The following is a 13,740-nucleotide window of genomic DNA, read 5'->3' as shown; positions in this document are numbered from 1 at the left end:
AGCCCCTTCCCGCACACCTGTGGACACGGTCACCGTAGGCAATCTGACAAAATTGTCAAGGATGCGCGCGGAGCCCGATCGCCGCCGCCCACAGCGTCGACATGTGATTGACCACGTCGTCCTCGTCGAGCGGCTCACGCAGGGAATAGATGACGTGGGCCATCTGCTCGACCATCGCGCCCAGCACGATCGCGGTCATCCGCGGGTCCAGATCACGGTTGGCCAGCCCGGCCTCCTGCAGACGGCGCAGACCCTCGGCGCCCCGATGCACGTAGAGCTCCCGCACCTCCAGCAGAAGTTTTCGCAGCGTGTCGTCCTCGTCGGCGCCCTGCTCGACCAGCCGGAGCACGCGCGACGCGTTGCGCCAGGCGCGCAGATATCCGCGATTCGATTCGACGATCCGGACGTACGGGTCGTCGGCCGTCTCCGGCGCCACCAGGCTCTCGGTGAACATCTGATCGGCGACCGTGCGGACGATCGTGCGGAGCAGGTCGTCCTTGGACTCGAAGTACGTGTAGAACGTCCCGTAGGACACCCCGGCCGCCTGCGCCACCAGCTCCGGCGTGAAACCGGCCCAGCCGCGCGTCTCCAGCAGCTCCCGGCCGGCCGCGAGCAGCGCATCCCTGGTCCGCCGGCCCCGCGCGGTGACCGGCGCGGTCGGCGCCGGATTGGTTCGTGATCGGCCCATGGTTCTACATCCTCGCTCGCCTCTGTTACGCCGCCGGATCCTCGCTCACCGCTGTCATGCCGGCGCGACCCTCGCCTGTCCCTGTTACGTCGGCGCGACCCTGGCCTGTCTCTGTCACGCCGGCGCGGCGGCGTTGAACGGGCCGAAGATCACCGGGACGCCGGGCGAGTAGAGGACGCTGACCGGCGCGGCGGTGATACCCGGCAAACCGGCCTCGGCCAGCAGCGAATCGTCGAGTTCCAGCAGCTCAGCACGGTGCAACGGCCAGCGCGGATGGTCGTTGGCCAGGTGGCGGGTGCGACCCCAGGCGCGCGTGTGCAAACCCCAGCGGGCCGTGACGAAATGCTCCAGCGGGGTCGGCTCGGCGATCGGGTCACCCACGCGGATGCGCATCCGGTTCGTCGCGGTCCGCGGGCCCGGCCAGCGGCGCCGCGAGACATACGCGAACTCGTCGCCGGTGCGGGTCAGGCGCATCCGGGCCCACATGTACGGCAGATTCAACGCGGCCCGCGCGACCAGGACCGGGATCAGGCGCTCGGCCTCCAACGAGCGGAAAACCACAGCTCGGCGGCCCTGCGCGTCGACGCTGTAGAGGCGCACGTTCGTTTCGCAGAACGTTCCGAGGTACGGCACGCCGGGGCCACCCAGGAAACCGAAACGCTCCATCCGGAAACCGATCACCCCGGCGTACGTGACACCGTCGATCGTGTCCGGAACCGTACCCGGCGGCAGCAGCGGGGCGACCCGCTCCGGGGCGACCGGCCAGTGCAGGAAGGCCAGGTCGGTCCAGCGCTGCCCGAGCACGGCGCGGGCCACCGGCCGTACCGTCTCCGCGGTTACCTCTTCGACATCCACCCTTCAAGATTGCCGCACGGACGCCCGCGCCACTCGTCGATGCCGCCGCCCGCCCGTAATCAATGATCGAGCCAGTCCAGCCCGACCGGCGTGATCTGCGCCTGCTCGGCCACCTTGACGAGGTCGTCGAAGGCGGCGCCGAGACCGGTCAGGGTCATCAGGCGGCCGTGCCCGAGATCGACCACCAGGTAGACGAAGTCCTTCGCACCGGGATTGGTGTTGACCGGGTGTCGGGCCGGGCGACCACCGATGGTGAGCTTCTCGCCGCCGGACGGAGCGTCGGTGGTGGTGCCGACCACCACGAAGATCGAGGCGGTGTCCGCCACCCCCGTCCCCTGCACCGGCTCTCCCTGTTCGTCCTGGCCGACCGTCGGCGAGCTCACCTCCCGCCGGGCCGCGTTGATCGAGGCTCGCCAAACGCCCGCGCTCGGCCCGCTGACCGTGGCTCCCGCCGTCACCATGCCGTCGGGCAGCCAGCGAAGCCGCACCGGAACCGTGAAGATCGCCGGATCGGGACGCACCGAGCGGGCCATCCGCAACAGATCCGCCTTGTCGATCTCGACCTGACTCGTGGAGATCATCAGAACCGTGTGGTCAGCGGCCTCCCAGTTGAGCGACGACGTGCCGTCGCCCCGGGACGGCGAGAACCAACCGTCGACGCCGTTGATGTCGACCTTCTGACCAGAGGTGTCCATCACCCCTCGGGCAAGATCCGCTACCCGCGGGCGGACATAGAGCGTGATCGACGCTCCTATCCAGGGCTCGCCGGCATCGAGCTGTTTCTTCCACACTCGCATCAGGCGCGGTCCGGGCGACATGCCGGGCTCCCCGGTGTCAGCCTGCCGGACGCGCTCGCCGTAGCCGGCCGGAACCCACGTCGGCCGATATTCGAGGGAGATCTCCGCGGGCAGCGACGCCGTCTGGGTGACGGTCAGTGGTGGGCCGGCACTGATCGTGGGGGCGGCCGCGGTCGGTGGTGTCAAGGTCGGGCCGGTGCCACGCAAAGCCAGGGCGGGCACGGTCACGGCGGCGGTGACGGCTGCGGCGGCCACCGTGGCGGCGAGCGCACCGTATCGGCGGCGACGCCGGGCGACGGCCGCACGCTGGGGCAGCGCCGCGCGGATGCGGTCGGCGGGGGCGGCTCGCTCGGCCTGGCGTTCCTGGGCCGTACGGATAAGGTCTTCGATGTTGATCGTCATGGTTTCTCCCCGGCGGTCACGAGCGCGGCCGGCAACGCCCGGTGCAGGGTGGCCAGCGCGCGAGAGAGATGGGTACGGACAGTGACCGTTCGACAGCCGAGCATCTCGGCGATCTGCTCGACCGCCAGGTCCTCGTAGAAGCGCAGGGCGATCACCGCGCGCTGCCGGGGCGGCAGGGTGGCGATCAGGCGCAGCATCGCGTCCCGGTCGTCGCGTTCCGCGGAACCGTCCGGCGCCGCCGGCAGGAACCCGTCCATGGTCTCGGCGGTGACCGGGATCGACTGTGCGGCCCGGCGCCGCCGCCACGACAGGAACTCGTTGACCACCATGCGCTTGACGTACAGCTCCGGCGCGTCCATCCGGCCGATCCGCCCCCACCGGGCCTGCGCCCGGACCAGGACGTTCTGCGTGATGTCCTCGGCCAGATGCGGATCCCAGGTGACCACTGTCGCGTAGCGCACCAGGTTCCCGAGGCGGCTGGATACGAACTCTTCGAACGTCACGCCCGGAAAACGCCTCCACCCCCGCCGTTTGATGACATCGTCCCCGAGAAATGTCCGACGGGTTCGCCCGTCTTCCGGCCCGGCGGGCCCGCGACCCGCCCGACCGGCGCTACGGAAGACTGGGGGCGTGATCAGGCTGCGCACCTACCTGGCCCGCGAACGACAGCGCGTCGTCGATCCGGCCGATCTGGAGAGCACCTACTTCGCGGTGGACCCGGCCACGAAGCCCGTCTTCGAGCACGAGGGCGTCCGGGTCTGGGTCAGCGGCCCCGACGAGTGCCAGGTCGAGGGGAGTTCGGGCGGCCGGGGTCTTCATCTCGTCGAATCCGGGACGAACCTGCTGCCCCGCGCCCGGGGCCTGGAGATCCTGCGCGCGCCGCGGGCCGGCTACCCGTGGGTGCATTCCCTGGACTGGCGGTGGGGCGCGGGCGAATACCTCGACCGCGACCGCGTCGGCGAGGTGTTCGACCGGGCCTCCCGCATCACGCCGTGGGTGGCGGGGGCGGAGGGACCGGTCGGCTTGCTGCATCTGGCGTTCCTGCTCTGGTACCACAACGGTGCGATGGCCAACGGCGCCGAGTGGGTGGTGAGCGACTGCACCGACGAGCAGATCGCCGTGTTCGTCGCGGCGGCGATCTACCTCGGGCTCGACGAGGTGGCCGACCTGATCGGCCGTCTGGATCCGGACAGCGATCTGAGCGACGAGTATGACGACCTGAGCAGCGCGTTCGGCGACGCGGCGCTGATCTTCGATGCGGTCCGCTGCAAGTTGGTCGAAGCGCCGGCCGACTGGGGCTGACGGTCAGCGGCGGTCGAAGAGGGCCATCGTCTCGTTCAGGCGTTCGCGGGCCCAGTCGTAGTTCTCGGTGCCGGGGAAGTTTCGGTAGGCCGTCTCGATGGTCATGATCAGGACGAGGTAGAGGCAGTACAGGCGGCGGCGGATTCGTTCGGGCTCGGTGGTGGGGCCGTGGCCGTAGCCGCGGATGAAGGCGGACGAGTCGCCGTACGCGGAGACCTCGCTGCCGGTGAAACCGGCTTCGATCAGCGGATCCCCGTAGAACGCGCGCTCGTGGTCGATGATCGCGACGATCTTCCCGTCGCGGACCATGACGTTGTTGTCCCACATGTCCCACTCGACGAACCGGGGCTCGGTCACCTCGTCGAGGGTGTCCGCGTGGGCCGCGATGACCGCGCGCACCGCCGCGTAGGGGTGTCCGAGGTCGACGTCGCGGCGCTCGCCGTCGCGCAGGACGCTCTCGATCATGTCGGTGAAGGCGGCGCGCCAGGTCGGGAAGCCGGGGCCGGTCAGCGGTCCGAAGTGTGGGCCACGAACCTCGTTCAGCGCACGGTTCAGGGCGCCGAGCGCCTCGTTGAAGGCGGCCCGTTCCGGCGGCGAGTGCTTGTCGCGGAGCAGGCCGAGGTTGTCGGCGTCGAGGTATTCCATGAAGAACCAGTCGGCGTCGCACAGCTCATGGCTCTGATCGGCGAAGTCGACGACCGGCACCGGCACGCCGGTGTGCTCGCGGACCAGGCGCAGCGCGGCCAGCTCGGTCGCCATCGCGCCGCGTTCGTAGGTCATCACCTCGACGTGCGGCGGCGGGGCGATCTTGAGGACGACCGCGCGGCCGGAGCGCAGGCGTATCCGGTAGGCCACGTTGAACCAGCCGTGTCCCAGTTCGTCGCACCAGTCGCCGCCGTCCGGGACCTCGCCGGGGCCGTAGGCGCGCTCGACCATCGCACGCAGCACCGCGATCGGCTGCCGGTTCTTGGTGATGCTCTCCATCGCAGCAACGTAACGGTGATCACGCCGTACGGGAAAGTCTTCTTTGGCCGTTGGTGACCGCCAGAACATTGACGGTGACCACTATCAGGATGCCGAGCCACTCGTGGGCGCGCAGCGCCTCACCGAGCAGGATCAGGCCGGCCAGGGCGGCGAAGACCGGGTGGATGCTCATCACGACACCGAAGAAGCGCGGGGGGACGCGGCGCAGGGCGATCAGATCGACCGCGTACGGGATGACCGAGCTGAACACCCCGGCGCCGACCGCGAACAGCAGCCCCGCACTCGTCATCCGACCGGAAGTGATCAGCCAGGCCAGCACCGGCAGGTAGAGGAGCACGGAAACCGTCGTCGCGGCCGCCGGGGCCTGGAGTCCGGGCAGGCGGCGGCCGAGCAGCCGGTTCAGCAGGATGTAGGACGCCCAGCAGCCGGCCGCGAGCACCCCGCAGCCGATGCCGAACCAGTCGCTGCCGCCGTGCGGCAGGACCAGCACGTACACGCCGATGCCGGCGCCGGCCGCGCAGATCAGGTCGATGCGGGTGCGCGAGCCGGCCAGGGCCACGCCGAGCGGGCCGAGGAATTCCAGGGTGACGGCCAGGCCGAGCCCGACCCGATCGATCGCGGTGTACAGGCTCAGGTTCATGATCGCGAAGACGAGACCGAGAAGGATCGTCGGCCACCACTGCGGCCAGCGGAACCGGTGCAGCGGCGGGCGGCCGACCGGCAGCAGCACGGCGGCCGCGACGACCTGACGGACCGCGACCACGCCGGCCGGGCCGATACTGGCGAACGCGTGCGCGCCGACGGCCGCGCCGATCTGGTTGCTGGCCGCGCCGGCCATCATCGTCGCCAGGCCTCGGGCCAGTCCGCCGCCGGTGCGGGCGGGCCGCACGGGCGCCTCCAGTTGTGCCGTCATGTCCTCATCGAAGCCTGCCGGGGCGCCGCGGGGGAAATAACCACCGCGCGCTACTTATACGCTGACCGTATGGATCTGCAGCTGCGTCACCTGCGTGCGCTGGTCGCGGTGGTCGATGCGGGCACGTTCACCGATGCCGCGACCGAGATGAACACCTCGCAGGCGGCCGTCTCCCGATCGGTTGCCGCTTGCGAGGAGATTTTGGGGGTACGGCTTCTGCAGCGCACCACCCGCCACGTCAGCCTCACCGGAACCGGGGCGCAGGTGCTGGCCGGCGCCCGTCGCATCCTCGACGAGGTCGCCCACCTGCACCGGATCGCCGAGCAGTCCCGCACCGAACTGCGGGTCGGGTACGCGTGGGCCGCGCTGGGCAAGCACACCCGGCGCGTGCAGCGGGCCTGGGCCGGCGTGCGCCCGGGCCTCCCGCTGGTGTTCGTGCAGATCAACAGCCTGACCGCCGGTCTGAGTGAGGGCGCCGCCGACGTCGCGGTGATCCGCAAGCCGATCGACGATCCGCGTTTCGCGTCGGCCGGGATCGGGACCGAGGCACGGTATGCGGCGGTCTCCACCGAGAGTCCCCTCGCCCGGCGGCGGTCGCTGCGGATCGGTGATCTGTCGCGCTACACGGTCGCGATCGACGTCCGGACCGGCACGACCACCCTCGACCTGTGGGATCCGGGGCCGCAGCCGGCCGCGGTGCGGCGCACCACCGGGGTGGACGAGTGGCTGACTCTGATCGCCGCGAACCAGGCGGTCGGGGTGACGTCGGAGGCGACCGCGAACCAGAACCCGCGGCCCGGGGTGGCGTACCGGATGCTGCGGCAGGTTCCGCCGATCCCGGTGTGGCTGGCCTGGTGGCGCGACGATCCGCCGGAGGGACTCGACGATCTTCTGAGGCTCAGCCGCGAGGCGTACGGAAATCTAGCCGCGCATCTCGATGGCGATCTGTGACGCGTCCAGGTTGGCCAGGGCCCGTTCCAGGACCTCGGCGTCGAACGTGCCGTTGTCGCGGGCATCCAGGAGGGCCGCGCGCTGGGCCGCGAGCACGTCGAGCCGGTAGGAGCGCGACGCCATCCGATCCTGGTCGGTCTCCGGCGGTCGGGGGATCGCGTCGGTCGCCACGCGCATCAGCTCGAAGATCCGGGCCTGTTCGTCCTCGGGCGGCTCGGCGGCCGGCTCGGCGGCCCTGGACGCGATCAGCCTCAGCAGCGGCCCGATCGTGCCGCCCTGCACCAGCAGCGACATCGCGGCGACCCCGAACGCGATCAGCACCAGCACCGACCGGTGCGGGGTGGCGCCCTCCTTCAGGGTCTGCGCCGCGGCCACGGTGACCGCGCCGCGCATGCCGGCCCACACCACGACCACGCCCTCGCGCGGCCCGAGCGGCTCGCGCAGGAAGTATTCGGTGGTGGCGATCCCTCGTACTATCCGCAGGTGGAAGTGTTCGAGGTCGCGCTCGGACACCTGACGGCCGCGCGAACTCATCCGGTCGAGCGTCTCCCGCTTGCCCTCCGGTGTGCTCAGCTTCTCCTGGAACTCCCGGATCCGCGGCTGGTGGCTCAGGCTGACCCGGGAGCGCCAGGCCAGCACGCCGAGCAGCGGGCCGACGTACGCGGCCCGGACCAGTACGGTCAGCACCAGGGCGCCGGCCGCGATCAGCACCGCCGTGCCGACCCCGCCGTGATCGTCGCGCACGTCGGTCACGATCCCCTTGATCTGCACGCCCATGGTCAGGAACACCGCACCTTCCAGGACGAGTTCGACCGTGCGCCAGTTCTGCGAGTCCGACAGGCGGTTGCGGGCCGACAGGTCCCGGGGCGCCCGAACCCCGGTGACGATCCCGGCGACCACGGCCGCGACCAGTCCGGACGCGCCCAGCGCGGTGGCCGGGATCGACGCCACGAACGGCACCGTGAACGAGATGACGGTGTTCACCGTCGCGTCGGTCACCGGCTTGCGGATCATCAGGTTGAGCCGGCCCACGGCCCAGCCGATCACCGTGGCGACGACCACCGAGTACACGAACGTGCCGGACGCGGCGAAGAACGAGAACGACGCCGCGGTCGCGGTCCCCAGTACGACGAGCGCCGTCGCGTCGTTGAGCAGGCTCTCCCCGTCGAGCAGGGCCACCACCCGCTTGGAGACCGCCATCTGCTTGATGATCGAGGTGGCGACCGCGTCGGTCGGGCTGACGATCGCGCCCAGGGCGACACCCCAGGCGAACCCGAGCCCGGGCACGACCAGCATGAAGAACACGCCGAGTACGAGCGCGCTGGCCACCACGAGCAGCACCGACAGCCCGCCGATGGCCCCGAACTCGCGGCGGAAGTTCATCGCCGGCATCGCCACCGCCGACGAGTACAGCAGCGGCGGCAGGACACCCTCAAGAACCCATTCGGCCTCGATGTGCACCGACCCGAACACCGGCAGGAAGCTCGCCCCGACCCCGATCGCCACCAGCACCAGGGGCGACGCGATCCCCAGCCGCGGCCCGACCACGGTCGCGGCGGCGATCACGGCGAGGGCGCTCACGATCACCACGAGCAGCTCGGTCACCCGCCCAGCCTCGCGGCCCGGGTGACGGGCCGGTACTCTTTTCAGCGAATCTGTCGCTCGTCGATGGCCCGCGTGCGCCGAGAAGCACGCCCCTCATGAACCTCGCATCCTGGAGTTCTGCTCCTCCCCTCCGGTGACGGCCTCGATCCGGGTCCGCACCCCGCGGGAGATCCGGTCCGCCCGGCGCCCGCGACGGCACCGCTGCTGGGGTCATCTCGTCGCGGCACCCCTGTGGCCGATGCACGGCGCCAACCTCGGCACGCTGCTGCGCACCTGTGACGCCGTCGGCGCCTGTCTGGCCGTGCCGCCGTTCGGCTGGGTCGACGAGGCCCTCGCGCGCGGCAACACGCTGCGGCAGCCGGCCTGCGTGCACCGGGTCGGCAGTCCGCTGCGCTGGCTGGCCGAGCAGCGGAGCTCGGGTGCGGCCGTGCTCGGCGTGGAGCTGGCCGACGAGGCGGTCCGGCTCGCCGATCTGGAGCCGGCCCGGCGCCGGACGATCGTGGTGCTCGGGCACGAGGCCACCGGCATCCCGCCGGAGGCGCTCGACCTGCTCGACGGCGCGGTGGAGATCCCGATGGTCGGCTCCGGGTCGAGTCTCAACGTCGCGGTCGCCGGTTCGCTGGTGTTGTACCGGCTCGCGGGCCTGCTGTAGCGGGCGCGCCGGAGACGGGACGAGCCCGGCCGATCGGTGCCGATCGGCCGGGCTCGGTCGCTGGAGCTGGGTGGGATCAGACCAGGTCGAAGCGGTCGTTCTCCATGACCTTGGCCCACGCGGCGGCGAAGTCGTTGACGAACTTCTCCTTGGCGTCCGAGCTGGCGTAGACCTCGGAGAGGGCGCGCAGCTGCGAGTTGGAACCGAGGATCAGGTCGACCACGGTCGCGGTCCACTTGACCTCGCCGGTGGTCGCGTCCTGGATCTCGTAGATGTGCTCCTCCTTCTCCGACGCCTTCCACTTGGTGCCCGGGGAGAGCAGGTTGGCGAAGAAGTCGTTGGTGAGCACGCCCGGCTGGTCGGTGAGCACGCCGTGGGCGCTGCCGCCGAAGGTGGCGCCAAGGCTGCGCAGGCCGCCGAGCAGGACGGTCAGCTCCGGGGCGGACAGGCCGAGCATGTACGCCCGGTCGACCAGCAGGATCTCCGGCTGGGTCTTCTCACCGGGGCGCAGGTAGTTGCGGAAACCGTCGGCGCGCGGCTCGAGGACGGAGAACGCCTCGACGTCGGTCTGCTCCTGGGTGGCGTCGGTGCGGCCCGGGTGGAACGGCACGGACACCTCGACACCGGCGTCCTTGGCGGCCTTCTCGACGGCGGCGTTGCCGGCCAGGACGATCAGGTCGGCCACGGAGATCTGCGCGCCACCGGCCGCGTTGAACTCCTGCTGGATGCTCTCGATCTTGGCCAGGGCGGGCAGAACCGGCTGGTTGACCTCCCAGCTGCGCTGCGGCTCGAGGCGGATGCGGGCGCCGTTCGCGCCACCGCGCTTGTCGGTGGAACGGTACGACGCGGCCGACGCCCAGGAGAGCGCGACCAGCTCGGAGACGCTCAGGCCGGAGTCGAGGACCTTGGCCTTGAGCGCGGCCACGTCGGCCTCGCCGACCAGGGCGCCCTCGACGGCCGGGACCGGGTCCTGCCACAGCTGGGCCTCGGGAACCCACGGACCGAGGAAACGGTCGACCGGGCCCATGTCACGGTGCAGCAGCTTGTACCAGGCCTTGGCGAACGCCAGCGCGAACTGGTCCGGGTTCTCCAGGAAACGGCGGGAGATCTTCTCGTACGCCGGGTCGACGCGCAGCGACAGGTCCGTCGTCAGCATCGTCGGGCGGTGCTTCTTCGACGAGTCGTACGCGTCCGGGATGATCTCGTCGGTCGTCTTGGCGACCCACTGCTTGGCGCCACCGGGGCTGGTGGTCAGCTCCCACTCGTAGCCGAACAGGATCTCGAAGAAGCGGTTGCTCCACTCGGTCGGCTTGTCGGTCCAGGTGACCTCGAGGCCGGAGGTGATCGCGTCCTTGCCGGCGCCCGAGCCGTGCGTGCTCAGCCAGCCCAGGCCCTGCGCCTCGATCGGCGCGCCCTCGGGCTCGGGGCCGACGTGGTTGTCGGCGACACCGGCGCCGTGGGTCTTGCCGAACGTGTGACCACCGGCAATGAGGGCGACGGTCTCCTCGTCGTTCATCGCCATGCGGGCGAACGTCTCACGGATGAACGCGGCCGCGGCGGCCGGGTTGGCGTTGCCGCCCGGGCCCTCCGGGTTGACGTAGATCAGGCCCATCTCGGTGGCGCCGACGCCCTCGGACAACGAGCTGTCGCTCGAGTAACGGCCGGCCAGCCAGGTGTCCTCGAAGCCCCACGGGATCTCCTCGGGCTCCCAGGTGTCGACGCGGCCGAAGCCGAAGCCGAACGTCTTGAAGCCCATCGACTCCAGAGCGACGTTACCGGCCAGCACCAGCAGGTCGGCCCAGGAGACCCGCTGACCGTACTTGGCCTTGACCGGCCAGAGCAGGCGGCGCGCCTTGTCCAGGTTCGCGTTGTCCGGCCAGCTGTTGAGCGGGGCGAACCGCTGCCCGCCGTCCCCCGCACCCCCACGGCCGTCCTGGAGCCGGTAGGTGCCGGCGGCGTGCCAGCTGAGGCGGATCATCAGGCCGCCGTAGTGACCGAAGTCGGCCGGCCACCAGTCCTGCGAGGTGGTCAGGACCGAGACGATGTCGGCCTTGAGGGCCTCGACGTCGAGCTTGGCGAACTCTTTGGCGTAGTCGAAGTCCGGGCCGAGGGGGTTGCCCTTGGCCGGGTGCGCGTGCAGCACGGTCAGGTCGAGGCTGTTCGGCCACCAGTCGCGGTTGGTCCGCTGCCGGGGATCGGATTTCACGGTCGGCGCGGGGATCGCCGGGTTCTCGCTCTCGCTGCCCTGCGCGGTCGCCGAGTCGTGGGCGACCGGGCAGCCGCCGGCCTTGGGGTCTTGGTTGTCGCTCATCTGGTTCCTTCCGAACGGGTCAGGCACTCGGGGCAGGTGCCCCAATAGACGACCTCCGCCTCGTCGATCACGAACCCGTGATCGTCCGAGGCAGTGAGACAGGGGGCGGTGCCGACCGCGCAGTCGACGTCGGCGATCGCGCCACAGGAGCGGCACACGACGTGGTGGTGATTGTCCCGGACCCGCATCTCGTAGCGGGCGGTCGCGCCGGCGGGCTGGATGCGCCGCACCAGACCGGTGTCGGTGAGCGCACGCAGCACATCGTAGACCGCCTGGTGGGAGACGGCGGGATGATCGGCGCGCACCAGCGCGATCACCGTGTCGGTGTCGACGTGCGGGTGGTCCCGCAGCGCGGCGAGCACCGCCAGTCGTGGCCGTGTCACCCGCAACGAGACCGCCCGCAGTCGTGCCTCGAAGTCGGACGTCACCCGAGAGACCTTAGACCCCTAATCTGGAACCAATCAAGTTTTGTGACAGTCGTTTCGAGAGTTCACTCGAAGTTGGGAATGGCGCCGCGGGAGACACCGGAGCGCCCCTTGGGCTCCTCCCAGTCCTCCTGGCGGCCCAGCGCGGTCATGTCCAGCAGGCCGTAGGAGCCGCCGCTCTGCTCGGTGCCGCGGGCGAACGTCGAGTACGTGTGGAACACCTCGTCGCCCACGCGCAGGAAACAGCTCATCCCCGGCTGTTCCATCGGCTGGTTGCCGGTGTCGAGCAGCCAGTCCATCCCGGCCGCGCGCAGCTCGTCCGGCCCCCGGTAGTTGAACTCGACCGGGGTCACCGACTCGTCGATCGTCACGTGGTAGTCGTAGTTGAAGTCGCTGCCGAACGACGAGTACAGCGGGATCGACCAGCCGCGCTTCGCGCGATATTTCTCCAGCTTGGCGATCGGGGCGCGGCCGATGATCGCGTACGTCGTCTCGCGCGTCCCCAGATGCCGCAGCAGCCCGTCGTTGAGCTCGTCGATCGAGGCGGTGCAGCTGGCGCAGCCGTCCTCCCAGTCCGGGGCGAACATGAAGTGCTGCACGATCAGCTGGCGTCGCCCCTCGAACAGCTCGGGCAGGGTGCGGGGGCCGTCCGGCCCCTCGAAGACGTACGCCTTGTCGACGCGCACCATGGGCAGCAGCCGCCGCCGGGTGTTCAGTGCGTCCTTGGCCCGCAGCGCCTCCTTCTCACTGGCCAGCAGCTCTTTACGGGCGGTGTTCCACTGCTCGCGGGACACGATTTCCGGAAGGTTCTGATTCGTCGTCATATCCCTCTGACGAACGGGCCGGCCCGGAATAGACGGTCGGCAGCCCGAAAACCTCGAACAGTCGCGTGTCCAGGAAGTTGTGCAGGCCGGCGATGCGGTCGCCGCGGACGTCGATCAGCTGGATCGACCAGGCGGTCCAGCGGTCGCCGTCGCGCCGGTAGTGGGCGTGGCCGGGCATCCGGTTGGCGGTGATCGGGATCAGCCGTGAGTCGCGGCAGTGCTCGCCCGGCCCGAGCAGGAACCGCCCGATCTCGCCGGCGCCGCGGATCCAGGCGGCGATCGGCGGCATGGACTGGACCGCGTCCTCGTGCAGGAGTTTGACCAGAGTGTCCACGTCATACCGTTTGAAGGCGTCGGCGTAACGCGCGACCAGGTCCTGCTCGTCGTCGCTGAGCGGCGGCGGCGCGGCGCCGTCGTGCGCGGCCAGGGTGGCGCGGGCGCGCAGCAGCATCGCGTTGACCGCGCCGGTGGTGGCGTCGATCAGGTCGGCGACCTCGGCGGCCGGCCAGGCGAGCACGTCGCGCAGGATCAGGACGGCCCGCTGACGGGCCGGGAGGTGCTGCAGGGCGGCGACGAACGCGAGGCGGATCGTGTCCCGGTCGGCGACGACGTCACCCGGGTCGGTCGGCAGCGGGGTGAGCCACAGCTGCTCGGGCGGCTCGGCCGGCGAGAACGCGGCCACCGTGGACGCCGGCCCGAGGTCCATCGGCACGGCGCGACGGCCACGCTCGCGCAGCAGGTCGAGGCAGACGTTGGTGGCGATGCGATAAACCCACGTACGGAAAGAGGATCTTCCTTCGAAGCTTTCGGCGCGCCGCCAGGCGCGGATCATCGTCTCCTGGGCCGCGTCGTCGGCCTCGAAGGCCGAGCCGAGCATCCGGTAGCAGTAACCGACCAGCTCGGGCCGCAGCTCGGCGAGGTCCTCGGCACTCATGCGGCCGATGCTAGCCAGACCCCCCGACAAAGCTCGGGCGGCCGAGGCCGGCCGGACCCTCCGGCAGAAATCGTGCGGACGACACCGGCGGGCGCCG

At 70.6% G+C, this 13,740-nt stretch carries 14 protein-coding genes; 3 read left to right on the top strand and 11 right to left on the bottom strand.

The window, feature by feature from the left end:
* Nucleotides 1-55: 55 nt before the first annotated feature.
* The 4 genes from ACSHV8_RS09145 to ACSHV8_RS09130 form a co-directional block, all read right to left on the bottom strand.
* Complete coding sequence (locus ACSHV8_RS09145; RefSeq protein ID WP_436531316.1) at nt 56-688, bottom strand: TetR/AcrR family transcriptional regulator; 633 nt, start codon at nt 686-688, stop codon at nt 56-58.
* A gap of 114 nt (nt 689-802) precedes the next feature.
* Nucleotides 803-1,543, bottom strand: coding sequence for a YqjF family protein (locus ACSHV8_RS09140; RefSeq protein ID WP_436531314.1), 741 nt, complete (start codon nt 1,541-1,543; stop codon nt 803-805).
* Nucleotides 1,544-1,602: 59 nt separating this feature from the next.
* Nucleotides 1,603-2,742 carry a hypothetical protein gene (locus ACSHV8_RS09135; RefSeq protein ID WP_436531312.1) on the bottom strand — a complete coding sequence of 380 codons (1,140 nt, stop codon included), beginning with the start codon at nt 2,740-2,742 and terminating at the stop codon, nt 1,603-1,605.
* On the bottom strand, nt 2,739-3,245 hold the full coding sequence (locus tag ACSHV8_RS09130) for a SigE family RNA polymerase sigma factor (protein WP_436531311.1): 507 nt from the start codon (nt 3,243-3,245) through the stop codon (nt 2,739-2,741). The genes ACSHV8_RS09135 and ACSHV8_RS09130 overlap by 4 nt, the downstream gene beginning before the upstream one ends.
* Before the next feature lie 127 nt (nt 3,246-3,372).
* Here ACSHV8_RS09130 and ACSHV8_RS09125 point away from each other — a divergent pair, with 127 nt between their 5' ends.
* Nucleotides 3,373-4,044: a hypothetical protein gene (locus ACSHV8_RS09125; RefSeq protein WP_436531309.1), complete on the top strand. Its 672-nt coding sequence runs from the start codon at nt 3,373-3,375 to the stop codon at nt 4,042-4,044.
* A 3-nt stretch (nt 4,045-4,047) separates the two neighbouring features.
* Here the strand turns inward: ACSHV8_RS09125 and ACSHV8_RS09120 are convergent, their stop codons facing one another.
* Both ACSHV8_RS09120 and ACSHV8_RS09115 read right to left on the bottom strand, forming a co-directional pair.
* Nucleotides 4,048-5,028 carry a phosphotransferase family protein gene (locus ACSHV8_RS09120; protein ID WP_436531307.1) on the bottom strand — a complete coding sequence of 327 codons (981 nt, stop codon included), beginning with the start codon at nt 5,026-5,028 and terminating at the stop codon, nt 4,048-4,050.
* 19 nt (nt 5,029-5,047) lie between these two features.
* Nucleotides 5,048-5,941, bottom strand: coding sequence for an EamA family transporter (locus ACSHV8_RS09115; protein WP_436531306.1), 894 nt, complete (start codon nt 5,939-5,941; stop codon nt 5,048-5,050).
* Between the two features lie 69 nt (nt 5,942-6,010).
* Between ACSHV8_RS09115 and ACSHV8_RS09110 the strand changes: the two genes are divergently transcribed.
* Entirely contained in the window at nt 6,011-6,892 is an 882-nt protein-coding gene (locus ACSHV8_RS09110; RefSeq protein WP_436531305.1) for a LysR family transcriptional regulator, read from the top strand.
* Here the strand turns inward: ACSHV8_RS09110 and ACSHV8_RS09105 are convergent.
* Complete coding sequence (locus ACSHV8_RS09105; RefSeq protein ID WP_436531303.1) at nt 6,863-8,497, bottom strand: cation:proton antiporter; 1,635 nt, start codon at nt 8,495-8,497, stop codon at nt 6,863-6,865. The genes ACSHV8_RS09110 and ACSHV8_RS09105 overlap by 30 nt on opposite strands.
* A gap of 133 nt (nt 8,498-8,630) precedes the next feature.
* On the opposite strand from ACSHV8_RS09105, the gene ACSHV8_RS09100 reads away from it, so the two are divergent.
* Nucleotides 8,631-9,149 (top strand): TrmH family RNA methyltransferase, encoded by a 519-nt coding sequence (locus ACSHV8_RS09100; protein ID WP_436531301.1) that lies wholly within the window; start codon nt 8,631-8,633, stop codon nt 9,147-9,149.
* 76 nt (nt 9,150-9,225) lie between these two features.
* On the opposite strand, the gene katG is transcribed toward ACSHV8_RS09100, so the two are convergent.
* The 4 genes from katG to ACSHV8_RS09080 all read right to left on the bottom strand — a co-directional run bounded on the left by katG (nt 9,226) and on the right by ACSHV8_RS09080 (nt 13,643).
* Nucleotides 9,226-11,460 (bottom strand): catalase/peroxidase HPI, encoded by a 2,235-nt coding sequence (gene katG, locus ACSHV8_RS09095; RefSeq protein WP_436531299.1) that lies wholly within the window; start codon nt 11,458-11,460, stop codon nt 9,226-9,228.
* Entirely contained in the window at nt 11,457-11,888 is a 432-nt protein-coding gene (locus ACSHV8_RS09090; RefSeq protein ID WP_436531297.1) for a Fur family transcriptional regulator, read from the bottom strand. Before ACSHV8_RS09090 ends, katG begins: the two co-directional genes overlap by 4 nt.
* A 62-nt stretch (nt 11,889-11,950) precedes the next feature.
* Nucleotides 11,951-12,679 carry a DUF899 domain-containing protein gene (locus ACSHV8_RS09085; protein ID WP_436531295.1) on the bottom strand — a complete coding sequence of 243 codons (729 nt, stop codon included), beginning with the start codon at nt 12,677-12,679 and terminating at the stop codon, nt 11,951-11,953.
* Complete coding sequence (locus ACSHV8_RS09080) at nt 12,648-13,643, bottom strand: sigma-70 family RNA polymerase sigma factor (RefSeq protein ID WP_436531293.1); 996 nt, start codon at nt 13,641-13,643, stop codon at nt 12,648-12,650. Before ACSHV8_RS09080 ends, ACSHV8_RS09085 begins: the two co-directional genes overlap by 32 nt.
* Nucleotides 13,644-13,740: the final 97 nt, after the last annotated feature.

It is taken from the genome of Actinoplanes sp. HUAS TT8 (assembly GCF_051380535.1).
In the GTDB taxonomy this organism is placed as follows: Bacteria; Actinomycetota; Actinomycetes; order Mycobacteriales; family Micromonosporaceae; genus Actinoplanes.
The sequence above is the reverse complement of the archived record's forward strand: the minus strand, read 5'-3'. Positions and strand labels throughout refer to the sequence as shown.

Excerpts from the sequence above, each read along its gene's own strand:
- ACSHV8_RS09145 (WP_436531316.1), bottom strand. The coding sequence starts at position 688 with ATGGGCCGATCACGAACCAATCCGGCGCCGACCGCGCCGGTCACCGCG.
- ACSHV8_RS09135 (WP_436531312.1), bottom strand. The coding sequence starts at position 2,742 with ATGACGATCAACATCGAAGACCTTATCCGTACGGCCCAGGAACGCCAG.
- ACSHV8_RS09120 (WP_436531307.1), bottom strand. The coding sequence starts at position 5,028 with ATGGAGAGCATCACCAAGAACCGGCAGCCGATCGCGGTGCTGCGTGCG.
- ACSHV8_RS09115 (WP_436531306.1), bottom strand. The coding sequence starts at position 5,941 with ATGACGGCACAACTGGAGGCGCCCGTGCGGCCCGCCCGCACCGGCGGC.
- ACSHV8_RS09110 (WP_436531305.1), top strand. The coding sequence starts at position 6,011 with ATGGATCTGCAGCTGCGTCACCTGCGTGCGCTGGTCGCGGTGGTCGAT.
- katG (WP_436531299.1), bottom strand. The coding sequence starts at position 11,460 with ATGAGCGACAACCAAGACCCCAAGGCCGGCGGCTGCCCGGTCGCCCAC.
- ACSHV8_RS09080 (WP_436531293.1), bottom strand. The coding sequence starts at position 13,643 with ATGAGTGCCGAGGACCTCGCCGAGCTGCGGCCCGAGCTGGTCGGTTAC.